Origin of the sequence: Hydrogenophaga sp. (assembly GCF_050182545.1) — a bacterium.
Taxonomy (GTDB): Bacteria; Pseudomonadota; Gammaproteobacteria; order Burkholderiales; family Burkholderiaceae_C; genus Hydrogenophaga.
Window position 1 is genome coordinate 1 of the sequence record NZ_JBFXCD010000004.1, and the last position, 24,422, is coordinate 24,422.

General features: G+C 67.7%; 25 protein-coding genes, 1 tRNA gene and 1 pseudogene. 10 read left to right on the forward strand and 17 right to left on the reverse strand.

The features are described from left to right. The 7 genes and pseudogenes from AB7P10_RS05460 to AB7P10_RS05490 all read right to left on the reverse strand — a co-directional run. Positions 1–1,049: pseudogene (locus AB7P10_RS05460) on the reverse strand (ABC transporter permease); the annotation flags it as partial. Between the two features lie 12 nt (positions 1,050–1,061). Next, positions 1,062–2,279, reverse strand: a complete 1,218-nt coding sequence (locus tag AB7P10_RS05465; RefSeq protein ID WP_428292832.1) for an ABC transporter substrate-binding protein — start codon at positions 2,277–2,279, stop codon at positions 1,062–1,064. Positions 2,280–2,315: 36 nt separating this feature from the next. Then, on the reverse strand, positions 2,316–2,807 hold the full coding sequence (locus AB7P10_RS05470; protein ID WP_428292833.1) for a DoxX family protein: 492 nt from the start codon (positions 2,805–2,807) through the stop codon (positions 2,316–2,318). After that, a complete protein-coding gene (locus AB7P10_RS05475) occupies positions 2,804–3,703 on the reverse strand; it encodes a putative DNA-binding domain-containing protein (RefSeq protein ID WP_428292834.1) in 900 nt (299 codons plus the stop codon). The genes AB7P10_RS05470 and AB7P10_RS05475 overlap by 4 nt, the downstream gene beginning before the upstream one ends. Beyond that, positions 3,700–4,593, reverse strand: coding sequence for a DUF692 domain-containing protein (locus AB7P10_RS05480; protein ID WP_428292835.1), 894 nt, complete (start codon positions 4,591–4,593; stop codon positions 3,700–3,702). Before AB7P10_RS05480 ends, AB7P10_RS05475 begins: the two co-directional genes overlap by 4 nt. 28 nt (positions 4,594–4,621) lie before the next feature. Further along, positions 4,622–4,903 carry a DUF2282 domain-containing protein gene (locus AB7P10_RS05485; protein WP_428292836.1) on the reverse strand — a complete coding sequence of 94 codons (282 nt, stop codon included), beginning with the start codon at positions 4,901–4,903 and terminating at the stop codon, positions 4,622–4,624. Between the two features lie 145 nt (positions 4,904–5,048). After that, complete coding sequence (locus tag AB7P10_RS05490) at positions 5,049–5,597, reverse strand: peroxiredoxin family protein (RefSeq protein WP_428292837.1); 549 nt, start codon at positions 5,595–5,597, stop codon at positions 5,049–5,051. Positions 5,598–5,656: 59 nt separating this feature from the next. Here AB7P10_RS05490 and AB7P10_RS05495 point away from each other — a divergent pair, with 59 nt between their 5' ends. Then, positions 5,657–6,241, forward strand: a complete 585-nt coding sequence (locus tag AB7P10_RS05495) for a sigma-70 family RNA polymerase sigma factor (protein WP_428292838.1) — start codon at positions 5,657–5,659, stop codon at positions 6,239–6,241. Next, the gene (locus AB7P10_RS05500) at positions 6,238–6,447 is read left to right on the forward strand and encodes a zf-HC2 domain-containing protein (RefSeq protein ID WP_428292839.1); all 210 of its coding nucleotides are present in this window, start codon (positions 6,238–6,240) and stop codon (positions 6,445–6,447) included. Before AB7P10_RS05495 ends, AB7P10_RS05500 begins: the two co-directional genes overlap by 4 nt. 4 nt (positions 6,448–6,451) lie before the next feature. On the opposite strand, the gene ftsY is transcribed toward AB7P10_RS05500, so the two are convergent. Continuing rightward, complete coding sequence (gene ftsY / locus AB7P10_RS05505; RefSeq protein ID WP_428292840.1) at positions 6,452–7,570, reverse strand: signal recognition particle-docking protein FtsY; 1,119 nt, start codon at positions 7,568–7,570, stop codon at positions 6,452–6,454. 29 nt (positions 7,571–7,599) lie between these two features. Here ftsY and AB7P10_RS05510 point away from each other — a divergent pair, with 29 nt between their 5' ends. From AB7P10_RS05510 to AB7P10_RS05530, 5 genes are read left to right on the forward strand one after another with little or no spacing between them, the layout of a single operon-like run. Next, positions 7,600–9,051 carry a M16 family metallopeptidase gene (locus AB7P10_RS05510; protein WP_428292841.1) on the forward strand — a complete coding sequence of 484 codons (1,452 nt, stop codon included), beginning with the start codon at positions 7,600–7,602 and terminating at the stop codon, positions 9,049–9,051. Next, the gene (locus tag AB7P10_RS05515) at positions 9,048–10,406 is read left to right on the forward strand and encodes a M16 family metallopeptidase (RefSeq protein WP_428292842.1); all 1,359 of its coding nucleotides are present in this window, start codon (positions 9,048–9,050) and stop codon (positions 10,404–10,406) included. Before AB7P10_RS05510 ends, AB7P10_RS05515 begins: the two co-directional genes overlap by 4 nt. A gap of 38 nt (positions 10,407–10,444) precedes the next feature. Continuing rightward, a complete protein-coding gene (rsmD, locus tag AB7P10_RS05520; protein ID WP_428292843.1) occupies positions 10,445–11,062 on the forward strand; it encodes a 16S rRNA (guanine(966)-N(2))-methyltransferase RsmD in 618 nt (205 codons plus the stop codon). Between the two features lie 36 nt (positions 11,063–11,098). After that, entirely contained in the window at positions 11,099–11,617 is a 519-nt protein-coding gene (gene coaD / locus AB7P10_RS05525; protein ID WP_428292844.1) for a pantetheine-phosphate adenylyltransferase, read from the forward strand. Between the two features lie 12 nt (positions 11,618–11,629). Further along, entirely contained in the window at positions 11,630–11,926 is a 297-nt protein-coding gene (locus AB7P10_RS05530) for a YfhL family 4Fe-4S dicluster ferredoxin (protein ID WP_428292845.1), read from the forward strand. On the opposite strand, the gene pth is transcribed toward AB7P10_RS05530, so the two are convergent. From pth to AB7P10_RS05565, 7 genes are all read right to left on the reverse strand, one after another. After that, a complete protein-coding gene (gene pth, locus AB7P10_RS05535; RefSeq protein ID WP_428292846.1) occupies positions 11,878–12,537 on the reverse strand; it encodes an aminoacyl-tRNA hydrolase in 660 nt (219 codons plus the stop codon). The two genes, AB7P10_RS05530 and pth, sit on opposite strands and share 49 nt — an antisense overlap. A gap of 80 nt (positions 12,538–12,617) precedes the next feature. Next, positions 12,618–13,253: a 50S ribosomal protein L25/general stress protein Ctc gene (locus AB7P10_RS05540; RefSeq protein WP_428292847.1), complete on the reverse strand. Its 636-nt coding sequence runs from the start codon at positions 13,251–13,253 to the stop codon at positions 12,618–12,620. Positions 13,254–13,355: 102 nt separating this feature from the next. Further along, the gene (locus AB7P10_RS05545; RefSeq protein WP_428292848.1) at positions 13,356–14,330 is read right to left on the reverse strand and encodes a ribose-phosphate pyrophosphokinase; all 975 of its coding nucleotides are present in this window, start codon (positions 14,328–14,330) and stop codon (positions 13,356–13,358) included. Positions 14,331–14,427: 97 nt separating this feature from the next. Beyond that, a tRNA-Gln gene (locus tag AB7P10_RS05550) sits at positions 14,428–14,504 on the reverse strand. Between the two features lie 93 nt (positions 14,505–14,597). After that, positions 14,598–15,476 carry a 4-(cytidine 5'-diphospho)-2-C-methyl-D-erythritol kinase gene (ispE, locus tag AB7P10_RS05555; RefSeq protein WP_428293088.1) on the reverse strand — a complete coding sequence of 293 codons (879 nt, stop codon included), beginning with the start codon at positions 15,474–15,476 and terminating at the stop codon, positions 14,598–14,600. A 14-nt stretch (positions 15,477–15,490) separates the two neighbouring features. Next, positions 15,491–15,991, reverse strand: coding sequence for a lipoprotein insertase outer membrane protein LolB (locus AB7P10_RS05560; protein WP_428292849.1), 501 nt, complete (start codon positions 15,989–15,991; stop codon positions 15,491–15,493). Beyond that, positions 15,988–17,775, reverse strand: coding sequence for a tetratricopeptide repeat protein (locus tag AB7P10_RS05565; RefSeq protein ID WP_428292850.1), 1,788 nt, complete (start codon positions 17,773–17,775; stop codon positions 15,988–15,990). The genes AB7P10_RS05560 and AB7P10_RS05565 overlap by 4 nt, the downstream gene beginning before the upstream one ends. Positions 17,776–17,867: 92 nt before the next feature. On the opposite strand from AB7P10_RS05565, the gene mutM reads away from it, so the two are divergent. The 3 genes from mutM (at position 17,868) to mutY (ending at position 21,839) form a co-directional block, all read left to right on the forward strand. Next, entirely contained in the window at positions 17,868–18,683 is an 816-nt protein-coding gene (gene mutM / locus AB7P10_RS05570) for a bifunctional DNA-formamidopyrimidine glycosylase/DNA-(apurinic or apyrimidinic site) lyase (protein WP_428292851.1), read from the forward strand. A 112-nt stretch (positions 18,684–18,795) separates the two neighbouring features. Continuing rightward, entirely contained in the window at positions 18,796–20,742 is a 1,947-nt protein-coding gene (locus AB7P10_RS05575) for a dynamin family protein (protein ID WP_428292852.1), read from the forward strand. Beyond that, complete coding sequence (gene mutY / locus AB7P10_RS05580; protein ID WP_428292853.1) at positions 20,739–21,839, forward strand: A/G-specific adenine glycosylase; 1,101 nt, start codon at positions 20,739–20,741, stop codon at positions 21,837–21,839. Before AB7P10_RS05575 ends, mutY begins: the two co-directional genes overlap by 4 nt. Here the strand turns inward: mutY and rapZ are convergent. Together rapZ and recN are read right to left on the reverse strand one after the other, a co-directional pair. Continuing rightward, on the reverse strand, positions 21,836–22,762 hold the full coding sequence (gene rapZ, locus AB7P10_RS05585) for an RNase adapter RapZ (RefSeq protein WP_428292854.1): 927 nt from the start codon (positions 22,760–22,762) through the stop codon (positions 21,836–21,838). The two genes, mutY and rapZ, sit on opposite strands and share 4 nt — an antisense overlap. A 15-nt stretch (positions 22,763–22,777) precedes the next feature. Further along, on the reverse strand, positions 22,778–24,421 hold the full coding sequence (recN, locus tag AB7P10_RS05590) for a DNA repair protein RecN (RefSeq protein ID WP_428292855.1): 1,644 nt from the start codon (positions 24,419–24,421) through the stop codon (positions 22,778–22,780). Position 24,422 lies beyond the last annotated feature (1 nt).

A 24,422-nucleotide genomic window follows, 5' to 3' on the forward strand; every position in this document is an offset into this window, starting at 1 on the left:
ACGTTGGACGAGCATCTGCATGCCACCTGATGCCAGGCCGCCAGCGTCCAGGACTGCGGCCAGATGGCGGGAAAGGCCCACACGCCGCTGACGCTGCCCAGCGCCAGCGCCAGCAGCACCGCGACGTACAGGCCGCCGAGCAGCCACAGCCCCGCGGACACCGTGGCCGGTGCCGCGCGGCGCGCATCGCCCCGCCGCCCGCGGCCGTGGGCCAGCGCCCGCTGCGCGGCGCGCTGCAGGGCCAGCCAGAGCACGCTGCAGACCAGCACGGTCAGCGCCAGCCACACGCCTGCGGCGGCACCCCGCGCGTAGGTGGCGGGGTCCACGTCCTGCAGCCACTGCCAAGCGAGCACGGCCAGCGTGGGCGGCGCGGCCGGGCCGATGACCAGGGCCATGTCCACCACCGTGAGGCCATAGGCAAGCACGGCCAGCAGCGGCCAGCGCAGCCGGCGGGCGAGCTGGGGCCAGAGCACCAGCCAGAAGGCGCGCCGTGGCGCATAGCCCAGGGTCTGCGCCAGCGCGTGTTCGGCGCGCCAGCGCTGGCGCACGTCGTCGCGCTGCAGCTGCGTGGCCGCAGTCCAGAGCAGGAAGGGCGTCTCCTTGGCCACCAGCACCAGGATCAGGCCCAGGCCCCAGGGGTCCTGCGTGGTGACCCAGGGCGGCGGGCTCTCGAAGCCGGTGAGCCCGGGCGAGACCAGGCGCAGCAGCCAGCCGCTGGGCGCGATCAGGAACAGCAGGCCGATGGCCAGTGCCGCGTGCGGCGTGGCCAGCATCAGTGGCAGGCCGCGCAGCACCCGGTCCAGACGCTGGCGCACGAAGCCGCTGGCCAGCAACGCCGCCGCGCACCACCAGGCCAGCCCGGTGGACGCCAGACCGGTCCAGAGCGTGAGGGCGAGCGCGTGTCCTACGGACGGTTCTTCCAGCAGCGTTCGCCACGCGCCCGCGTCGCCTCCCGCGCGCAAGGCCTCGGCCGCGGTCCACACCATCGGCGCTGCCGCGAGTGCGAGCAGCGCGGCAGCGCCCAGCCAGCGGAGTCCGGTGACAGACACGGGGCGGCGGGCTCAGGCGCCGTAGCGCTGCGCCCAGGCCTTCTCCAGCGGTTCGACCCAGGAGGCGTGCGGTTCGGGCAAGGTGGGCGCGGGCGCGCTCACCAGCCCCGGTTGTTGCCCGGTGCCGAACAGCGCGCGCTCGGCTGCGGGCAGGCGCGCGAGGTCGAGCACGGTGGGGTCGCCCCAGTGCGCGATGTCGGCCTTGCGCGCCTGCGCCGCCGGCGAGAGCAGGAAGTTGGCCACGACCTGCGCGCCGGCCTTGGCGCGCGCGTTGTACGGAATGGCCACGAAGTGCGTGTTGCCGATCGTGCCTTTCTCGAACTGCCAGCTCATCACCGTGGCGGGCAGGCGTTTGGCCGCGATCTCGTTGGCGGCTTCGTTCGGGTTGAAGGTGATGGCCAGCAGCAGCTCGCCATCGGCCATCATCTGGCGCACGGCGGCGGCGTTCTGCGGGAACTGTTTGCCGGCACGCCACAGGTGCGGGCGCAGGGCATCGAGGAAAGGCCAGAGCGCGGCGGTCTGCGCGGCGAAGGCGGCATCGGTGACCGGCTTCGCGAGCGCGGCGCGGTCGGGGGCGAACTCGACCAGTGCCTGCTTGACGAAGGTGGTGCCGTGGAAGTCGGGCAGGCGCGGGTAGGTGATGCGCCCGGGCTGGCGGCGCGCCAGCGCCAGCAGCGCCTGCATGCTTTGCGGCCGCTCGGGCAGGCGCTGGCTGTCGGCGAACAGGGTGAACTGCGCCATGCCCCAGGGCGACTCCATGCCTTCGGTGGGCACGGAGAAATCTTTGAGCGTGGTGGGCTTGCCCACGGTGTCGACCCAACGGAAGTTCGGCAGTGCCTCGGCCCAGGGACCGAACAGCAGGCCCTCGCGTTTCATGGCGGCGAAGTTCTCGCCGTTGATCCACACCAGGTCCACGGTGCCTTCGTTCGCGCCCCGGCCTGTGGCCTTCTCGGCGCGCACGCGCTTGACCACGTCGGCGGTGTCGGTGATCTTGACGTGCTGCAGGGTGATGCCGTGCGCCGTCTTCACCTGCTGCGCCACCCACTGCAGGTAGGCGTTGGTCTGCTCGCTGCCGGCCCAGGCGTTCCAGTACACCGTCTGGCCGCGCGCGGCTTTTTCGAGGTCGGCCCAGCCCGCTGGCGTCTGGGCCCAGGCCTTCGGCAGGGCGGCGCCGGCAGCGGCGGCCAGCAGCAGGTGGCGTCGCGAGAGGTGCGTGGTTTCGGGCGGCAAGGCGTGTCTCCAGGAAGTCGCAGCGGAAAGACAAGCTTAGTTCATGGCCATGCCGCCTGCATGCGAGCGCTTGAGGCGCGGATGGATCCAGGCGCAGTCGATCGACCACCGGCCCACGCCGTAGATCGCCAGACCTGCGAGCAATACGCCCCAGGTGATGTGCTGCTGCAGCGCGGCGGGCGCGATCTCGGCGAGGCTGATCACCGCGACGACATTCACCACCGACAGGCTCAGCGCCGCGAAACGGCCGGCGAGGCCGAACAGCAGCAGCACGGGCAACACCAGCTCACCCGCCGTGCCGGCCACCGCCGCGACCTGGGGCGAGAGCAGGGGCACGCGGTATTCCTCGGTGAACAGCAGGATCGTGGTGTCCCAGTCGCGCACCTTGGTCAGGCCGGCGAGGAAGAAGGCCTGTGCGAGGTAGAGGCGCGCGGCCATTGCGGCGGCGGGCTGCGCGAGGTCCAGCGCGCGGGTGACGAGGTTCCAGAGCGCGAGGCCGCGCTGCAGCAGGGTGGTGGGTGGGTTCATGGGGCTTCCTCGATGGTTGGGGTGTGTGAGGGGGCAAGGGCGTCGACCACGCCGACGACCAGACCCTGCTGCACCGCGTGGGCCAGCCAGGTGGAGAGGTCGAAGCTGTCGTCGCACGCGGTGGCCTGGGTCAGCGCGTCGGGCACGGGCCAGCCCTGCAGCAGCGCGCCGAGCCAGCGGGCCTCGGCGGCGGTGCAGCCGGCCACGCAGGGGCGCAGGCCCTGGCGCCAGACCACGGCGGATTCGCCCACGCCATTGCGCAGGCGGTCGGCCGCTGCGTCCAGATCAGGCTGGCCTTCGCGGTGTGCCGTCACCAGGCTGGCGATGGGCCATGCGCTGGTGAAGACGGCGGCGCCGGGGGCGAGCGCGAGCGTGAGCCCTTGCGGGTCTTCGTTCGCCAGGCGCGCAAAACTGCCCGCGTCGGTCTGCGCATCGGACGCACCGCTGGCCCCGTGCAGCGCCCATTCGACGCGCGCCACGTCGGCCAGCCAGGGCAGGTGGGCGAGTTGTTCCTCGTGTTCCAGGCAACTGGCGAACGCCCCCCCCCAATGGGCGAGATCGCCGCGCACCGGTGGCTGGCGGTGCCAGAGCTGGCGGGCCAGCGGTGCCAGGTTCTGTTCGCCCAGCATGGCGGTGATCACCGGGTAGGCGGCCTGCAGGGTGCGTTCGGCCAGCGCATGGCCATTGGACTGGTAGGCCGCGAGGCCGCGACCGTTGTGGGGCACGAGCCAGGTGTCCAGCGCCTGACGCGCTCGCGCCGCGCCGTCGCTGCCCGGTCGCTGGAACAGTGTGTCCAGCAGGGCCTGTTGCTGCAGGGCGAGCGTGTTCACTGGAGTGCACTCGCCCTGCGCGCTGCGGTGCGAGCTGGCTCGGGAACGGCCCGGCGCTGCGCTCATGCGGTCTCCTCCTCGCGCAGGGCAGCACCGGCATGGGTGCGCGCACTGGCGGCTTCGTCCAGCAGCACGTCCAGGTCGGGCACGTCGGTGTCCCATTCGATCAGCGTGGGCACGTCGCCGTAGCGCCGCAGCGCGTGGCGGTAGAGCGCCCAGACTTCGCTGCACACGCGGCTGCCGTGGTCGTCGATCACGATGTCGCCGCAGTGCGCGTGCCCGGCCAGATGCAGTTCGGCGACCGCGTCGGGCGCGATCGCGTCGAGCCAGCGGCGGCAGCCATCGAGCGGATCGGCCAGGCCGTCATTGAGTGCGTTCACGTAGACGTTGTTCACGTCCACCAGCAGGTGGCAGCCGGTGCGGCGGGCCAGTGCGTTGAGGAAGTCGGGTTCGTCCACGTCGGCGCCCTGCCAGCGCAGGTAGGCCGAGAGGTTCTCCACCGCGATGGGGCGGCGCAGCCGGTCCTGCACCTGTTGCACATTGCTGCACATCGCATCCAGCGCGGCGCGGGTGAATGGCGAGGGCAGCAGGTCGGACGCATGGACGGCCTGCGCGCCGGGCAGCACACCGCGCGCAAAGCTGGCATGGTCGCTGACCCGCACGGGTTCGATCTCCTGCACCAGCGCGGCCAGCTGGTCGAGGTGCCAGGGGTCGATGCCGCTGGCCGAGCCCAGCGACAGGCCGACCCCGTGCAGGCTCACCGGGTAGTGTTCGCGCCCGGCGCGCAGCACGGCGCGCGCGGCGCCGCCGGGGGCGAAGAAGTTTTCGGAGTGGACCTCGATGAAGTCCAGTGCCGGCCGCTGTTCGAGCAGCGCGGCGTAATGGGGATGCCGCCAGCCAATGCCCGTGGCACAGGCTTGAATCGCCATGGGCGCGGGCAGGGTGGTGGCGGTCATGGGGGCGTCTGTGCGCGTGAAGGACCGATCAGGACTTCTTCATGCCCATCTTGGCTTCTTCCATCGTCATGCCCTTCATGTCCTTGCAGGTGCCGGCGGGCACGTACTTCCATTCGCCCTTGTCGTTGTCGACCTTGGACTGGCCGGCGCACGAGTGGGTGCCCGCGAGGTTGGCGCAATCGTTCTGGCCGGCCTTGGCGATGCCGAAGCATTTTTCCTTGGCGGCGTTCTGTGCGAAGGCGGGGGACGACAACAGGGCCAGCGACATCAGCGAGGTGGCGGCGGCGGCGATCATGGTGCGTTGGTTCATGGAAATGCTCCTGGTGGATTGAACAAATTGACGGTAGGAAAGGAACAACCAGTTGCGCCGCTCGGGTTCCGGGCTTGCACGGACTGGTTGGGCGTTGGTCAGGCGGGCATCGGCTTTCTTACGCGATGTCGAGAAATTTTTTTGCTCACAGCAGGTCGGCGATGCGGTCCCAGGCTTGTGGGGGTACGCGTCCGTGGTGGCTCTCGACCACACGCCCGGACTTGTCCAGCAGGAACACTGCGGGCAACTGCCCGGGTGGGCCAAAGCTGTTGCGATGCTGGCTGTCACCCGTCCACAGGGAGGTGAAGCGCTGCGATTCGGGGACGGTGAGCTGGACGAGCCGGTGGTGCGTTTCGATGGCCGCTCGGTCGCGATCGGTGCTCACTCCCACCAGTTCGAAGGGCCGACCCTGCCAACCCTTGAGGTTGGCGCGCAACTCGGGCATCTTGTCGCGACACACTGCGCAGTCAGTGGACCAGAACAGCACCATCACGACCTTGCCACGCAGCGCGGCAAGATCGAAAGGCCGGCCGTCCAGCGTGGTGCCGCGCAGCTCGGGTGCCACCACAGCGGTCGTGTCGATCATGTCGGACGCCGCCCTGGCGAAGCCGGGTGGACCGCTCAGCGCCAGGGCGCAACAGAGCGCGAGCATGGCGGCACCGCCACGGTTGAAATGCGAACGACATGGGGACATGGGAACCTCCTGTGGTGCCGTTCGTCGACACCATGCCCGTTTCATTACACTCAGCCCCCATGTCCCAGCCCGCCGCCGCCCCGTTCGAACAGCAAGTGGCCGATCTGCGCGCGTACCTGCTCAAGTTCGCACGCCTGCAACTGCGCAACGACGCCTGGGCCGAGGACGCGGTGTCCGAAACGATGCTGGCCGCGCTCTCCAAACCGCAGGGGTTCCAGCAGCGCTCGCAACTCAAGACATGGCTGGTGGGCATCCTCAAGCACAAGATCATCGACGCGCTGCGGCACCATGGCCGCGAGGTCTGCGCGTCCAGCGGGTCGCCTGACGAACAGGCCGACCCGCTGGACGACATGGCGTTCCGTGCCAACGGGCACCATGCCGAGAAACCGGCCGACTGGGGCAACCCGGAGCAGGACCTCCACAGCCGCCAGTTCTTCGAGGTGCTCGAGGCATGCACCGACCGCCTGCCCGCGGTGCAGGCCCGCCTGTTCCTGATGCGCGAGTGGCTGGAACTCTCCAGCGAGGACATCTGTAAGGAACTGTCGCTGACACCGACCAATCTCTACGTTCAATTGCACCGCGCTCGCCTGAGACTGCGCGAGTGCCTGGAACTCAACTGGTTTGCCCGCCCGAAAACGCCATGAAAGTCGCCTACCCGCTTCGCCGCACCTGCAAGGAGGTCAGCGCCCTGCTGATCGCCCGGGAAGACCGCGCGTTGCCGCTGCTGGAGCGCGCGGCCCTGCGGGTGCATATGGCGATGTGCCAGGCCTGCCCGCGCTTCGAGCGCCAGCTGCTGACCATGCGCAACGCCATGCGGCAGTGGCGCGGCTACACCGAAACCGGCGAGTAGGCTCTCAGGCCAGCAGCGCTTGCGCGAACTCGCGCGCGTCGAAAGTCTCGAGGTCCTCGAGCTTTTCACCCACCCCGATGAAGTAGACCGGCACCGGCTTCTCGCGCGCGATGGCGCACAGCACGCCGCCCTTGGCTGTGCCGTCGAGCTTGGTGATGACGAGGCCGGTGAGCTGCAGGGCCTCGTCGAAGGCCTTGACCTGCGCGAGCGCGTTCTGGCCGGTGTTGCCATCAATCACCAGCAGCACCTCATGCGGCGGCAGCGATGCCCCCACGCTCCCCGCTTCGCGTGGTTCGCTGCCCCCCAAGGGGGCTGTGTCACCTTGGGGCGGCCCGGCGGTGCCACGTGCCTGCGTGTCTCCTGCTTTCTGAATCGTGCGCTTGATCTTGCGCAACTCATCCATCAGGTGCAGCTGCGTGGGCAGGCGCCCGGCGGTGTCGACCAGCACCACGTCGCGCCCACGCGCCTTGCCGGCGGTCACGGCGTCGAAGCTCACCGCCGCCGGGTCACCGCCCTGCTGGGTGATGATGTCCACCGTGTTGCGGTCGGCCCAGACCGCGAGCTGCTCGCGCGCGGCGGCGCGGAACGTGTCGGCCGCGGCCAGCAGCACGGTGGCACCGCCATCCGCCAGGTGGCGGGTGAGCTTGCCGATGGAGGTGGTCTTGCCCGCGCCGTTGACCCCGGCGACCATGATCACGGTGGGTTTGTGTTCCCCGATCACCAGCGGCTTCTGCAGCGGCGTCAGCAGGTCGGCGATGGCGTCGGCCAGCAGGCCCTTGACGGCGGCGGGCTCGGTGGTCCTGCTTTCTTTCACGCGGCGCTTGAGATCGGCCAGCAGGTGGGTGGTGGCCTTCACGCCGGTGTCGGCCATCAACAGGGCGGATTCGAGTTCCTCGTACAGCGCGTCGTCGATCTGCGTGCCGGTGAACACCGTGGCGATGCCGCTGCCGGTCTTGCGCAAACCGCTCCTGAGCTTGTCCAGCCAGCCCTGGCGGGCGGTGGGAGGTGTGGCCTGCGCCGGGGCCGGACCGGCTGGCACCGCTTCGGGCGCGGGAGCCTGCAAGGCAGCAGGCTGGGCGGGGGCGGGTGGGGCGGAGGTTTTTTTTCGGAAGAACGAGAACATTGTTCAATCTCTAGAATCCATCGCATTCTATGAAACGCCCCTTGCGCCCTGCCGGCATGCGCCGCGCCCTGCCCCTGCTGCTGGCCCTGGCGTTGCTCGGATGCGCCGCACCGGGCCGTACACCCCCACAGCCCGTTGCCCATTCCCAGGGGGCAGGAGACACCGCCTACAGCCAGCTAGCGCGCGTTTTCACGCTCTCCAACGGCATGACGCTGATCGTGCGGCCCGACCACCGCGCGCCCACGGTGGCGCACATGGTGTGGGTGCGCGTGGGCTCGATGGACGAAGTGGACGGCACCTCGGGCGTGGCGCACGCGCTCGAGCACATGATGTTCAAGGGCACACCCGACCTCAAGCCCGGCGAGTTCTCGCGCCGCATCGCCGCGCTGGGCGGGCGCGACAACGCCTTCACGTCCCGCGATGCCACGGCCTACCACCAGCAGGTACCGGCCCACCAGCTCGAAGCCGTGATGCAACTGGAGGCCGACCGCTTCGCGCGCAACCAGTGGGCCGACGAGGAGTTCCGGCGCGAGATCGAGGTGATCAAGGAAGAGCGTCGCCAGCGCACCGAGGAGTCGCCGCGCGCGCGCATGTTCGAGGCGCTCAATGCCATGGTCTTCCAGGCCAGTCCGTACCGGCGACCGGTCATTGGCTGGATGAGCGACATCGAGTCCATGACGCCCGACGACGCGCGCGCATTCTTCCAGCGCTGGTACGTGCCGGCCAATGCCGCCATCGTGATCGCGGGCGACGTGGACGTGGCGCAGGCGAGAGCCCTGGCCGAGAAGCACTTTGGCCGCATTCCCGCGCGCGCCGTGCCTGATCGCAAGCCGCGCGAGGAGCCGCCGCAGCACGGCCCGCGCCGCCTCGAGTACCGTGCGGTGACCGACCAGGCCATGGTGGCACTGGCCTACAAGGTGCCGAAGTGGCGCGGCGCCGACGTCGACAGCGATGCCGATCGCGATGCCCTGGCCCTGGCGGTGCTCTCGGCCGTGCTCGACGGCTACGGCGGTGCGCGGCTGGGGCGGGCGCTGGTCCAGGGCTCGGGTGGTGGTGGCAAGCGCATCGCCGACAGCGCGAGTGCCTCGTATGGCCTCTTGGGGCGAGGACCGCAACTGTTCACACTCAGCGCCGTGCCCGCGCGCGGTGTGTCGCCGGAAATGGCCGCGGCCGCGCTGAAATCCGAAGTCGAGCGCATCGGCCGCGAAGGCGTCAGCGAGGTCGAGTTGCAGCGCGTGAAGACGCAATGGATGGCCAGCGAGGTCTACAAGCTCGACTCGGTATTCGGCCAGGCGCGCGAACTCGGCAACTACTGGATCAACGGCATGGCCCCGGACACGGGCGAACGCCTGATGGAACGGCTGCGCGCGGTCACTCCCGCGCAGGTGCAGTCGGTGGCGCGGCGCTACTTTGGTGATGGGCAGCTCAACACCGGGGTGTTGGTGCCTGAGTCGCCTCGCCGTGACGGAGGCGCCCCATGAACCAGCGCATGTCCTGGCGGTTCCGTGCACCACCGATGGCGTGGGGGCTGTTGCTGCTGGCCGCGCTGATGCTGCCAGCGCAGGCGCGGGCGGCCATACCCATCGAACACTGGATGCATGCCAGCGGTGCGCGGGTTTACCTCGTGTCCAGTCCATCGATCCCGATGCTCGATGTGCAGATGGACTTCGATGGCGGCAGCCGCCGCGATTCCGCGCCGCAGGCCGGTCTGGCGAGTGCCACGGCGGGACTGCTCTCGGGCGGGGTCCGGGCGCAGGGCGATCTGCCCGCGCTGGACGAGAACGCGCTCAGCGAGGCCTGGCTGGATCTCGGTGCCCAATTCGGCGCCCAGGCCAGCACCGACCGTTTCAGTGTCAGCCTGCGCACCCTGACCGAACCCGATCTGCTGGAACGGGCGGTGGCGCTGGCGGCGCGCCAGCTGGCCGCGCCGGCCTGGCCCGCGCGCGTGTGGCAACGCGACCGCGAACGCATGCTGGCGGCGCTCAGGGAAGCCGACAACCGCCCCGGCACGATCGCGAGCAGGCGTTTTGCCCGCGCGGTGTATGGCGACCACCCTTATGGCTACCAGACCGCCGCCGCCTGCCTCCTTGCCATGGTGGTGGCCGACATGCTGGCCTTCTTCCGGCGCCACGTGGTGGCGTGTCGCGCACTGGTGGTGCTGGTCGGCGCGATCGATCGCGCCCGCGCCACCCGCATCGTCGACCGGCTGGTGTCGGCGGTGGCGCCCCATGGTTGCGCTCTGTTGCCCGCTGTGCGGGACGTACAGCCGCTCGCACAAGCGATTGACGAACGCATTCCGTTCGCGGCCGCGCAGGCCCAGGTGTTGATCGGTCAGCCCGGCGTTGCGCGCGACGACCCCGATTTTTTTCCCCTGTTCGTGGGCAACTACATCCTGGGTGGCGGCGGCTTTGTCTCGCGCCTGACCACCGAGGTGCGCGAGAAGCGCGGTCTGAGCTACAGCGTGTACAGCTACTTTTCGCCCGGTCGGCACGCCGGCGCGTTCCAGATCGGCCTGACCACCCGTCCCGACCAGGCGGCGCAGGCGGTGGACGTCTCGCGCGGCGTGCTGCGCCGCTTCGTCGAACAGGGGCCGACCGAGGCAGAACTGCGCGCGGCCAGGGAATTTCTCGTCAACGGTTTCGCACTGCGCATCGACAGCAACCGCAAGCTGCTCGACAACGTGGCCAACATCGCCTGGAATGGCCTGCCACTCGACTATCTCGACACCTGGAGGCAGCGGGTGGAGCAGGTTAGCGTGGCCGACATCCGCCGCGCGTTCGCGCGTGTGCTGCAGCCTGATCGCATGGTCACCGTGGTGGTGGGCGCGCAACCCTGAGCGCGGCGCGGTCACACCGCTCGCGTAAGCTCTCCGCCATGAAGAAGACTGCTGCTGCCTCCGCTGTCCGCGCCACCGTCCGTGCCCCGCACGAGGTGCGCATCATTGGAGGCCTCTGGAAACGCACGAAGCTGCCCGTGGCCGACCGGCCTGGCCTGCGCCCGACTCCCTCTCGTGTGCGCGAAACGCTCTTCAACTGGCTGGGCCAGGATCTCGCGGGCTGGCGCTGCATCGACGCCTTTGCGGGCACGGGCGCACTGGGCCTCGAGGCGGCCTCGCGCGGCGCCACCGAGGTGGTGCTGGTCGAACAGGACAGTGCCTTGCTGGCGAATCTCAGCCGCATCACCACCCAGCTCAAGGCCACCGCCGTGCGCGTGGAGCGCGGCGACGGCGTGGCAGCGCTGCGCCAGCGCGCCGGGCAGGGCTGGGACGGGGTGTTCCTGGACCCTCCATTTGGCGAGGGTCAGAACGAATCCCTGTATTTCGCGGCGCTGGCCGCTGCGCGGCAGGCGGTGCGCGAGGGCGGCCTCATCTATCTCGAAGCGCCCCGGATGTGGGGCGATGACGAACTGGCCCGGCTCGGCCTGCAATTGCATCGCCAGGGCAAGGCGGGTGCGGTGGCCTTTCACCTGTTGCGGCCATTGCCCGCACAGTGAGGCGAGCCTGCGAGGCCCTCGCGCATAATCTTGCGCATGAGTTCAGCCCTTGCCACATCTGGCGCCACGGGCCGCCTGGCGGTCTACAGCGGCACCTTCGACCCCATCACTCTGGGTCACGAGGACGTGACGCGCCGCGCCGCGCAGCTGTTCGACGAGGTGGTCATCGCGGTGGCGATCGCGCACCACAAGAAGACCCGCTTCACGCTGCAGGAGCGGCTGGACATGGTGGCCGAGGTCGCCGCGCGCATGCCGGGGCGCGTGCGCGTGCTGCCCTTCGAAGGGCTCATCATGGACTTCTGTCGCCAGCAGGGCGCCTGTGCCGTGGTGCGCGGCATTCGCAACATCACCGACTTTGACTACGAGGCCCAGATGGCGGCGATGAACCGCAAGCTGCATCCGGCGGTGGAGACAGTGTTCCTGTTGCCGCAGGCCGAGTTGCAGTGCATTTCCAGCACGCTGGTGCGGGAGATCTCGCAGCTCGGTGGCGATGTCTCGCAAATGGTGAGCGCACCCGTGGCGGCGCGGCTGGCGCCCAGACCTTTGCAAGCCTAGGGGGCGGCACTCATGGCCTTGCTGATCACCGACGAATGCATCAACTGCGACGTGTGCGAGCCCGAGTGCCCGAATCAGGCCATCCACATGGGCGAGGAGTTCTACGAGATCGATCCGGCGCGCTGCACCGAGTGCGTGGGGCATTTCGACGAGCCGCAGTGTGTGCAGGTTTGCCCGGTGAACTGCATCCCGATCAACCCGGAACACATCGAGTCGCGCGAAACGCTGTGGCAGAAGTACCAGCGCTTGCAGAAGGATGCTCAGGCTTTGTCCACGGGGGGTGAGGCGCCGCCGCCTGCCTCGACCTGAGTCGCCAGGCCGGCGGGCCTGGGGGGCTTCGGCCGCGGGGGCTTGCTGGTGTGGATCAGTGCCGTCGCCTTGTCCATCTCGCCCGCGATCAGGTGTGGCAAGGCCCTGAGTGAGCGGTCCAGCGCCTGCGCGATCGCGATGCGGTCGTCCGGCGACGGTTTCTTCAGCACCCAGTTCGCGACTTCGTTCTTGTTGCCGGGGTGCCCGATGCCCACGCGCAGGCGCCAGTAGCCCGCGCTGCCGAGCTGGGCGTGGATGTCGCGCAAGCCGTTGTGCCCCGCGTGGCCACCGCCGCGCTTGAGCTTGACCTCGCCGGGGGGCAGGTCGAGTTCGTCGTGCACCACCAGCACTTCTTCCGGGGCGATCTTGAAGAACCGGGCGACCGACGCCACCGACTTGCCAGACAGATTCATGAAAGTCTGCGGTTCGACCAGCCACACGCTCTGCCCCGCCACACTGGCGCGTGCGACCAGGCCGAAATGGCCACGTTCCATCTGCAGCGATACCTTGAGCTGGCGAGCGGCCTCGTCCACCCACCAGAAGCCGGCGTTGTGGCGCGTGTGTTCGTAGTCCGGCCCCGGGTTGCCCAGGCCGGCGATGAGCTTGATCATGGCTGGAATTATCGGCGCAGCGATGGAAAACAGAACGGCCCGCACTGGGCGGGCCGTTGCTCAGGAACATGGGGGCGAGATTACTTCTTGCCCTTGCCCTTGGCGGCCTTTTTGTCGTCCGCTGGTGCGGCGGCCACGGGTGCGGCCACCACTTCTTCCACCGGCTCGACCACAGTGGCCACGGTGAGGTTCTTGCGACCGTGCGTCACGAGCTTCACGCCCTTGGCCAGCTTGATGTCGCCGGTGTGCACGGTGGCGCCCTTGACGACTTCACCCAGGTCGACCTCGATGTGCTCGGGCAGTTGCGTGGCCAGGCACTCGATCTCGATGTCGTTCATCACGTGGCTGATCACGCACTTGTCGACCTTCACGGCAGGCGAGTTCTCGGCATTGACGAAGTGCAGCGGCACCTTCTTGCGCAGCCGGGTTTTTTCGTCCACGCGCTGGAAGTCCACGTGCAGCACTTGCGGCTTGTACGGGTGGTATTGCACGTCGCGCAGCAACACCTTTTGCACCTTGCCTGCCAGTTCCATGTCGAGGATGGACGAGTGGAACGCTTCCTTCTTCAGGGCGTGCCACAGGGCGTTGTGATCGAGTTCGATCGTGGTGGCCGGCGTGTCACCACCGAAAACGATACCGGGCGCGCGACCGGTGTTGCGCAGACGGCGGCTCGCACCCGTTCCCTGCTTGGCGCGCTCAAAAGCGACAAATTGCATGACATTCTCCAATGGAGGGGTTCCGCGACCAGAACGCCTCTGTTTCAAAAGAGCGGCCCCCACCATGGAGGCCGCCCGCTTTTTGCTGCCTTCAGTGTCTTCTCAGAAGAGGTTGTCCTGATCGGCAAACAAACTCATGACCGACTCACCCGACGCAATGCGCGCGATGGTTTCGGCCATCAGCGGTGCCACGGAGAGCTGGCGAATCTTGGAACAGGCCTGAGCGGCCTGCGACAGGGGGATCGTATTCGTCACCACCACCTCGTCCAGGGCGCTGCCCTTGGCGATGCGTTCGATGGCCGGGCCCGAGAAGATCGGATGCGTGCAGTAGGCATACACATTCTTCGCGCCACGTTCCTTGAGCACCTCGGCGGCTTTGACCAGCGTGCCGGCGGTGTCGATCATGTCGTCCATGATCACGCAGTTGCGGCCTTCGATGTCGCCGATCACGTGCATCACTTCCGACACGTTGGCCTTGGGGCGGCGCTTGTCGATGATGGCCATGTCGCAGTTGAGCTGCTTGGCCAGTGCGCGGGCGCGCACCACGCCACCCACGTCGGGCGAGACGATGAGTACGTCGGGGTAGTTCTTCTGGCGCAGATCGCCCAGCAGCACCGGCGAGGCGTAAATGTTGTCGACCGGGATATCGAAGAAACCCTGGATCTGGTCGGCGTGCAGGTCCATCGTCAGCACGCGGTTCACACCCACAGTCTGCAGCATGTTGGCCACCACCTTGGCACTGATCGGCACGCGGCTCGAGCGCGGGCGGCGGTCCTGGCGGGCGTAGCCAAAGTACGGGATGACGGCGGAGATGCGTTCGGCCGAGGCACGCTTGAGCGCGTCAACCATGATGAGCAGCTCCATCAGGTTTTCGTTGGTCGGCGAGCAGGTGGACTGCAGCACGAACACATGGCGCGCGCGCACGTTCTGCGTGATCTCGACCGTGACTTCGCCATCGGAGAAGCGGCCCACATTGGCCGCGCCGAGCTGCGTGCCCAGGTGCTGCGCGATTTCGGAGGCCAGTACCGGGTTGGCATTGCCGGTGAAGATCATGAAATCCGGGGGCTGAACTTGCATGGTGGTTCCAGCGGTAAGAACGACGGCCCCAGGGGATCACCGTCAATAAAAAGGCCATCCGGGATGGCCGTTCCGGTACGTGTTTCGGTTGAACGGGTGGCAGGGGAGGAAGGACTCGAACCCTCGCATGCTGGAATCAAAATCCAGTGCCTTTACCAACTTGGCGACTCCCCTACGCAGGTCAACTGTGCGGCGCGAAGCCAGACAACCAACCCAAAAAACGTCGCTGGTTGCACAACCACTGCCCCGGGCTGCGCACCGCCGATTCTAATCGGGGCACCAGTCGAGCAATGGATGGGCATCCATGTTGCTGCATTCGCGAATCAGCCAGTCGCCAGGGGCGCCCGTCAGATTCGTTGCATGCGGCAGTTGCGCAAATACCGCGGTACCCGAACCGGTCATGCGCCCCTGCAATCCCAGGCCATCGAGCCACCGGATGCATTGCCCCATTTCGGGGCACAGCGCCTGCGCCACGGGCTGAAGGTCGTTGTGTCCGAAGGCCAGAATCTTCTGGAGATCGAGCGCCGCGCCCTCACGCGAGTCGTTTGCAGCAAAGCCTTGGATTGTAGCAGTTTTTGTGTCCCGCTTGAGCTCTTGTGCACTGAAGATGCGTTGCGTGGAAGCGCCGGCCGGCGGCTTGACCACGACGAAGCGCGCAGGCGGCAGGGACACCGGGGTGAGCCGTTCGCCCACGCCTTCCACCCAGGCATTGCGCCCTCCGATGAAGAACGGCACGTCGGCACCGAGTTGCAGGCCGATGGCAGCCAGTTGCGCACGGTTCAGGCCCAGACCCCACAAGCGGTTGAGCGCCAGCAAGGTGCTGGCTGCGTCGGAGGAGCCGCCGCCCATGCCGGCCTCGGCCGGCAGGCGCTTCTCCAGACCGATGTGCACGCCGAGACGGCAGCCGGTGGCCTGCTGCAGTGCGCGCGCCGCGCGCACCGCGAGATCGTCGGCCGGCAAGGGGCAGGGCGTGAGGTCCTCGCGGCTGACGCCACCATCCTTGCGACATTCAAAATGCAACTGATCGCACCAGTCGATCAGCATGAAGACCGACTGCAGCAGGTGGTAGCCGTCGGTGCGTCGGCCCGTGATGTGCAGGAACAGGTTGAGCTTGGCCGGGGCGGGTACGTCCAGCAGGCGGTGCAGGGGGGTGGCCCGCGTCATGGCTGAAAGATCACGCGCAGTTCGGCGGTGGGCAGGGGTGAGGAGCGCCGTGCCGTGATGCGCCCTTGGGGCTGCCTCGACAGATCGGCCTGCCAGCCGGGTACGTCACCTTGCTCCCCGCGCAGCCAGCCGAACAGCGCGGCCACGGGAACCGCCGTACCGCTGAGTTCGGTGGTGAGTTCGTCCAGGCTGCCGCGGCGTGTGATCTGGCTGCCCTGGCGCAACTCGGCACTGCCGGGCGTCCAGACCACGGTGGCCAGGGTGTTGCCCAGGGGAGAGCTCAGTTGCAGCTCGCCCGCCGAGGGTGCGCCGCGCAAATCGAAGGTGGATGAAAAAGACTGAGGCGGGGTGCTGTCCACTTGCAGCGACAGGCGGCCGCTCCAGACCGCCTCGCCGCCGGGCTCCATCGGGTGGCGCGTGGCGCAGGCCGCGAGCAGCAAGGCCGTTACCAAGACGCAGCCCATGCTGCGCAGGCCGCGCCAGGCAGGCGGGTTCATGGCTGGACTTGCAGGCGCTTCAAGGTTCCCTGCAGGGTTTCGTTGTCGGCCGAGAGCAGCAGGCCTTCACGCCAGATCTTCAGGGCCTGTTCGCGTTGACCCGTGACCCAGAGAACCTCGCCGAGATGCGCGGCAATTTCCGGATCGGGCCGCTTGCCGTAGGCAGCTTGCAGGATGGCCAGCGCCTGCGCGGTGTTGCCCATGCGGAATTCCACCCAGCCCAGACTGTCCTGGATGTAGGCATCGCCCGGTGCCAGGGATACCGCCTTTTCGATGAGTTCCTTGGCCTCGGGCAGGCGCTGATTGCGATCGGCCAGCGAATAGCCCAGGGCGTTGTAGGCGTGGTGGTGGTCAGGATTTGTGGCAATGAGCTGGCGCAGCAACCGTTCCATGTCCGCCAGCTTGCCGGCCTTCTCGGCCATCATGGCCTGGTCGTAGATCAGGTCCGTGTCCTGCGGGAAGCGGGCGGCGGCTTCGCTGTACACCTCGTAGGACTGCTGCCAGTTCTTGAAATCCCGCAGCAACTGGGCCTCGGCCACGAGCTTGAGGCGGGCGTCCTCGGGGCGGCGCTCGGGCTGGCTGCGCAGCAGCTCGCGGGCCCGGGCCATCTGACCCTGTCGAGCCAGAAGTGAGGCACGTCGCATCTGGGCAGCCAGGATGTCGTCCACGTTCTCGATGCGGTCCAGCCAGGCGTTGGCTGTCTGGAAGTCCTGCTGTTGTTCCGCAATCTGGGCCATCAGCAGATAGGCTTGCGTGAGGCCACGGGCCGAGCGTTCATCGCCGGCCTGGCGCGCCAGTGCCATGTACTTCTGCAGCGACGCACTCGCCTGCGGCAGGGCGTTTTCCTGCAACTGCAGCGAACCCAGCAGCAGCCAGGGCTCGGGCTGTTCCGGTTGGCGCGTGCTGAGGGACTCGAGTTGGGTGCGCGCATCGCTGTTGCGTTGCAGGTCGACCAGGATGCGGGCATAGGCCAGCGCCACTGCGGTGCTGTTGGGCGACGGTGTGCCGCTGCCAGCCTGCAATTGCTGGCGCACCAGCGCTTCCGCGCCGGTCTGACCGCGCTCCATCAGTTCCAGGGCCAGCAACGCGGGGAAGGGCGAAGCCGGGTCGATGATGTGCCCTTCGCGCGCCGCAGCCAGCGCCTGCGTCAACCGGCCCTGGGCGAGTTCCATGCGACCGAGGGTGGTCCATGCCGCCGCCGCGTGAAAAGGCTGTTTGAGCGAGGGCTCCAGGGCCTCGCGCACCACCTGGGCGGCGAGTGCCTTGTCGGTCACCCGCCCATAGGTTTGCGGAATGGCGTTGATGGTGTCGTTGCGTTCGATCACCGGACTGGCCTGCAGGATGGCCTGAAGCACGGGTGCCGTCTCAGCGACGCGGTTGAGCGCCAGCAGGATCTGCAGCACAAAGCGGTTGGCTTGCGCGCTGGAAGGCAGCTCCTGGGCCCAGGCACGCGCCGCGGTCAGAGCCGCCTCGCCCGAGCGTGCCTGCAGGGCCACGTCGACCGCACGGCGGTAGAGGTCAGCGTCCTTGCGTTTGCGAGCGGCGTCGAGCAGCAGCGAGTACCCGGCGCCCGGTTCGCCGCCCACCACGTTGATCTCACCCAGCAGCAACTGGTAGAAAAGCGATGCGTTCAGGTCGGAGTTCACCACCGCCGGTTCGCTGGCGGTAGGGAGGGCCGCAGGAGCAGTGCCAGTGCTGAGGGTGGTGGGGGCGACGGACTGCGCGCACGCGCCAAAGGCCAGGCCCAGCACAACAATGATCGCGGAGCGCTGCAAGGTGTTCATCGGGTCATGATAATGGCTGAGGTTGTCGGGCATTGCCGTGTGATCCGAAGACCGCACCGCCGTTCCGGCACCGCGCAGGAAATTCACCCCACATGCCCGAATTGCCCGAAGTCGAAGTTACCCGGCGCAGCTTTGCTGGTCGCATAGCAGGCGCGCAGGTGCTCTGCGTGACCTTGGGCAAACCGCTGCGTTGGCCGCTGGGCTGTGAGCCCGCTGCGCTGGCTGGGCGTCGGGTGATTTCAGTGGCGCGGCGCGGCAAGTATCTTCTGATACATCTGGATCAAGGTCTGCTGCTCGTGCATCTGGGCATGTCGGGCAGTCTGCAGTTCGCGCCCGACCTGGAACCGCGTGGCAAGCACGACCATTTCGAACTGCAGACCAGCCAGGGCGTGTTGCGCCTGCACGACCCGAGGCGCTTCGGTGCCGTGGTGCACGCGCGTTCTCTGGATGACGCAAGCGCGATCAAGCTGCTGGGCGGTCTGGGGGTGGAGCCCCTGGAGGCCGGTTTCGACCCGCTGGGGTTCCACCGCGCGCTGCGCCTTCGACGTGCCGCCATCAAGCAGGTGCTGTTGATTGGTGACATCGTGGTGGGCGTGGGCAATATCTACGCCTCGGAAGCGCTGTTCATGGCTGGCATACATCCCGCGCTGCGGGCCGACCGCCTGAGCAAACCCCGCGCCACGCGTTTGCATGGAGCCATCGTCTCGGTCTTGCAGCGGGCGGTGTCGCTCGGGGGCAGCACGTTGCGCGACTTTTCGAGTGCCGAGGGGCAGAGCGGTTACTTTCAGCTTGATGCCATGGTCTATGGACGCGAAGGCCTGCCGTGCAGGGTCTGCGGTACGACGGTCAAGGCCATGCGGCAGGGACAGCGGTCCACCTTCTTCTGCCCGACATGTCAGAAAAAATGATGCGCTGACCGGCCGTACAAGCCTGCTGCCGCCCGGCTGTCGGGCTCAAACACCGGTCGGCTTTCTCCCGCGTGCCGATGCTATATTGACCGATTCTCAGAGAATCAGGCCCATGAGCTTCAATCAGGAATTTGATCAGCACGGTGTGTGGCGCAAACAGTTCGCCTTGCGTCTGAAGCTGTTGTCTGAGTGGCTGACCGATCACGACCTGATGGAGTCCGGTGTGCGCGAGCGGCTGGACCAGCTCCATGCGCAGGTCAAGAACGACAAGATCACAGTGGCATTCGTGGCCGAGTTCTCGCGTGGCAAGTCGGAGCTGATCAATGCGGTGTTTTTTGCGGGCTATGGTCGCCGCATCATGCCGGCCAGCGCCGGACGCACCACCATGTGTCCGACCGAGCTGGGTTACGACGCTGAAGTCCCTCCGTGCTTGCGCCTGCTGCCGATCGAGACCCGCTTGCAGCCGCAGTCTTTGCTGGACTGGCGCAACGCGCCGGACAAATGGGAGCGCGTCGACCTGGACGTGAACAACCCCAAACAGCTGGCGCGCGCCATCGAGAAAGTGGCCGAAGTGCGCCGCGTCTCGCAAGCCGAGGCCGCGGCGCTGGGTTTCTGGCACGACGAAGTGCCCGAGGACAACCCCTTGCCCGGTCCCGATGGACTGATCGAAGTGCCGAAATGGCGCCATGCCCTGATCAATATGGCCCACCCCCTGCTCAAGCAGGGCCTGGTGATTCTGGATACGCCAGGGCTCAACGCCATCGGCGCCGAGCCCGAGCTCACGGTCAGCCTGCTGCCCCAGGCCCATGCGGTGGTGTTCATCCTGGCGGCAGACACCGGGGTGACCAAGTCCGACCTGACGATCTGGCGCCAGCACCTGTCCGTGCTAGGCGAAGGGCGCGAGTCGCGCCTGGTGGTGCTCAACAAGATCGACACCATGTGGGATGCGCTGAGTTCGCCCGAGCAGGTGCAGTTGCAGATTGCCTCGCAGCGCACGGATTCGGCCGAGATCCTGGGCCTGTCGCCGCGGCAGGTGCTGGCGGTGTCGGCGCAGAAGGGCCTGCTGGCCAAGGTGCACCGCGACAAGAAGCTGCTGGCGGCGAGCAACCTGATGGAGCTGGAAACCGCGCTCGGCGAGGACCTGCTGGGCCAGCGCCGCAAGATCCTCGGTGCGGCGGTGGCCAATGGCATCCAGGCACTGCGCACGGAAACCGGCCGCATGGTGCACACGCGGGCGCGCGACCTGGTCGAACAGATCCAGGAACTTGAAGGCCTGCGTGGCAAGAACACCGGTGTGATCAAGCAGATGCGGTTGCGCATCGAGCAGGAGCAGGCCGACTTCGACGCCAGCGGCGCCAAGATCCAGGCCGTGCGCTCGGTGCACCTGCGCCTGCTCAAAGACCTCTTCGCCATGCTCAGCGCCTCGCATCTGAAGGCCGAGGTGGCGACACTGGGCAAGGCGTTGAAACAGCCCGGCATCAAGCTCGGCGTGCGCCGTGCCTACGACCACACCTTTGACCGGCTGCGCACCGACCTCGCGAAGGCGGATCGCATGGCAGGCGATATCCAGTCCATGCTGGAAGGCAGTTTCAAGAACCTCAATGCCGAATACGGTTTCTCCCTGCAGGCACCCACGCCGCCCCGGTTGGGCCAGTACGCCAGGGATCTCGACCTCATCGAGAAGAGCCACCTGCAATACCTCAGCCTTGGCAATGCGCTGCGACTGGCACAGCCCGAATTCGCCGAACGCCTGGCGCGCGCGCTCATGAGCCGGCTTCGGGTGGTTTACGACACGGCGGTCAACGAGGTGGAACTCTGGAACAAGTCCGCGGCCGCTCAGCTCGACGCGCAGCTGCGCGAGCGCCGTCGCAACTTCAGTCGCCGCATCGAGGCGGTTTCGCGTATCCAGCAGGCCGCCGGAGGCCTGGATGAGCGCATTCGCGAACTGCAGGCACACCAGGCGGAACTCAATCAACTGGATGCCAAACTGGCCGAACTGACCGACCACCTGCTTGCCGCTCCCGAGGAAGAGTCCGCCGACGAAGCCCTGGCGGCATGAGTCGCGCGGGCGGGTCGTTGGGGACCGCCGGTGGCCTGGTGGTGCCGGATGCGTTCGCTCCCTTGCTCATCGAGTGGCAGCGCCGGGCCGGCCGCAGCGGCTTGCCCTGGCAACACACGCGCGATCCGTATCGCGTGTGGTTGTCCGAGGTCATGCTCCAGCAGACCCAGGTCAGCACCGTGCTGTCCTACTACCCGCGTTTCCTGGCACGATTCCCCGATGTCACCAGTTTGGCCAGAGCCACCGCCGACGAGGTGATGGCCTTGTGGAGCGGCCTGGGCTACTACAGCCGGGCGCGCAACCTGCACCGTTGCGCGCGGGTGGTGGTGAGCGACCATGGTGGCGCATTCCCCACGACGGCCGAGCAACTGCAGACCCTGCCGGGTATTGGCGCTTCCACGGCTGCGGCCATCGCGGCCTTCTGCCACGGTGAACGTGTCTCGATCCTCGATGGCAACGTGCGGCGGGTACTGTCCCGCCTGCTGGCATTCGACGGCGATCTGGCGCAAGCAGGCCCGCAGCGCGAGCTGTGGTCCCTGGCCCAGGCGCTGTTGCCGCAGGCGCCCACGCCCAGCGACATGACGGCTTATACGCAAGGTCTGATGGACCTGGGGGCCACAGTGTGCCTGCGCACCAAACCCACCTGCGAGCGTTGCCCGGTGCACACGGTGTGCCTCGCCCGCGAGTCGGACCAGATGCAGCGGTATCCGGTCAGGACGCGTCGGGTGCCGCGCCGCTTCGAGACCTGGTGGCTGCTGGTGGCGCGTGGCGGGACAGGTGAAGGGCAACGCCACTTCTGGCTGGAGCGCCGCCCACCGGTTGGCATCTGGGCGGGCTTGTACTGCCCACCCGTGTTTGCCGACGAGGCGGCCCTTCTGGACTCACTGGAGGCCCCGATGCGTGAGCGCTTGCAGGCCCTGGAGCCCGTGGCGCACAGCCTGACACACCGCGAACTGCGGTTGCATCCGTTGTTGCTCGATCTGGACGTGGCGGCCCGGACTGGGGGATTGCCGCCCGGGCGGTGGGTGGACGCGGCGGCGTTGACCGCGCACGGCCTTCCCACGCCCGTGCGACAGCTTCTCTCGACCCTGGTCTAGGTCGGGGCGGTGGCGCGGCTGGCCGCCCCGGGCCAGTGTTCGTCTTCGCGATGGCGCACGCGCGTGGACCACTCGTGGGCAAAGGCGCTCGCCAGTCGCTCCACCAGATAGACCGAGCGGTGCTGACCGCCCGTGCAGCCGATGGCCACCGTGACATAGCTGCGGTGGTCGCGCAGCATCTGGGGCAGCCAGTGGCGCAGGAAGGTGGTGATCTGCTGCTCCATCTGCATCACCTCGGCCTGCGCCGCGAGGTATTGCGCCACTGGTGCATCCAGTCCGGTGAGGGGTTTGAGTTCGGGTTCGTAGTGCGGGTTGGGCAGCATGCGAACGTCGAACACGAAATCGGCGTCCATGGGGATGCCACGCTTGAAGGCAAAGGATTCGAACACCAGGGTCATTGGCGCCTGCGTGGCGCCCAGCAGGTCCTTGATCTGGCTGCGCAGGCGTGCGGGCCGGATCAGGCTGGTGTCGAGCACCAGCGCCTGATCGCGCAGTTCCGCCAGCAACTCGCGTTCGTGCTCGATCGCGTCGGTCAGGACCTGGTGCTGATCGTGCGCCTGCCTGAGCGAGAGAGGGTGCAGGCGGCGGGTTTCGGAGAAGCGGCGCACCAGGGTCTCGGTGGTGGCATCGAGGAACACGGTGGAGAGCTGGACGGGGCGGCTGGCGCGCTGCTGCAGTTGCACCAGCCGGCGAGGCAGGCCGGGCAGGGAAGCGGCGCTGCGCACATCCATGGCAATCGCCACTTTGGGGGCGTTGTGGCTTTGCTCCAGCTCGACGAAGGATTCAAGCAGCTCCGGCGGCAGGTTGTCGACGCAATAGAAGCCCACGTCCTCCAGCGCCGTGATGGCAACCGATTTGCCGGACCCGGACATGCCGGTGATGATGACCAGTTGAAGGGGAAGCTCGGCGGCGGGTGTTGTCATCGTCGTGGCACCCGATCAGGCGTCCAGCATCTCGCGGGCGTGGGCCAAGGAAATCTCGGAGCGCTCGCCACCGCCCAGCATGCGTGCGAGTTCGAGCACGCGCGCCTCGGTGGCGATGGCCTCCACCGTGCTCAGGGTCTGGTGGCCAGCGGCCTGCTTGCTCACGAGCAGGTGGTGGTCGGCGCAGGCGGCCACCTGGGGCAGATGCGTCACGGCGAGCACCTGTCGGTCCCGGCCAAGCTGGCGAAGCAACTGACCGACGGTGTGCGCCACCGCGCCACCGATGCCCGCGTCCACCTCGTCGAAGATCAGCGTGGGAGCCTGCCCCAGCCGACTGGTGACGACGGAAATGGCCAGTGCGATGCGCGAGAGTTCACCACCCGACGCAACTTTGCCCACCGGCTTCGGTGTGGTGCCCGCGTGCCCCGCAACACGGAACTCGACCTGTTCCGCTCCATGGGCCTGGGGGTCGTCCAGTGGGAGCAGGGCCACTTCGAACACGCCGCCCTGCATGCCCAGTGTCTGCATGGTGGCGGTGACCGCCCTGGAGAGTTTCGGGGCGGCCTTCTTGCGTTCTTTTGTGATCGTCTGCAGCGCACTCGTGAAGCTCTTCCAGTCAGCTTGCTCGGCGCGCTGCAAGGCTTCGATATCCAGCGCCTGGTCAACCTGGGCGAGTTCGGCCTTCCATTGCACCAGCGTCTCGGCCAGTTCCTCGGGCGTGCGGCGGTAGCGCCGCGCAAGCGAAACCCATTGCGACAGGCGTTGGTCGAGCGCTTCCAGGCCGTCAGGGTCCTGTTCTGCGTGGCGACCGTACTGGTGCAGGTCATGCACGGTGTCCTGCACCTGAGCCAGCGCGGCTTGCAACGCCTCGATCGCACTGGTGAACCGAGGTTCTATGTGGGCCTGGGCTTGCAGCGCCGCAAGCGCGCGATGGATCAGGGCTGCGGCATTGGCTTCATCTTCGTCCAGGGCGTTTGCAGCGCTCTGCGCCGCGTCGAGCAGGGCCTGGGCATTCGCCAGTCGACCGTGTCGCGCATTGAGTTCTTCCCATTCCCCGGGCTGGGGAGCGAGCCTGTCAACTTCGGCAATCTGCCAGGACAGGCGCTCGCTCTCCTGCCGCAGCGTGTTCTGTTTTTCCGTTGCTGCGTCCAGCGCCTTGCGCCGCTGTCGCCATTGCGCCCAGGCCTGCGCGGCCGGCGTGGTGTCAACACTGGCATAGGCGTCGAGCAGGTCGCGCACCGCATCAGCGCGCGTAAGGCTTTGCCAGGCATGTTGTCCGTGGATGTCGACCAGCCCGTCGGCCAAGGACTTGAGCTGGCTCACGGTGGCCGCGCTGCCGTTGATCCAGGCCCGGCTGCGCCCGTCGGTGTCAACGGTGCGGCGCAGCAACAGGTTGTCCTCCATAGGGAATCCTTGCGCTTCCAGCCAGGGCGCGAGCGACGCGGGTGCATCGAACTCCGCTGCGATGTCGCAGCGGGTGGCGCCCTCGCGCACCACGCCACTGTCGGCGCGGGCGCCGAGCGCGAGTTGCAGTGCATCGATCAGGATGGACTTGCCCGCGCCGGTTTCTCCGGTCAGCACGCCGAAGCCGCTGCCAAGTTCCAGGTCCAGGGACTGCACGATGACGAAGTCGCGCAAAACGATGCGTCTGAGGCTCATG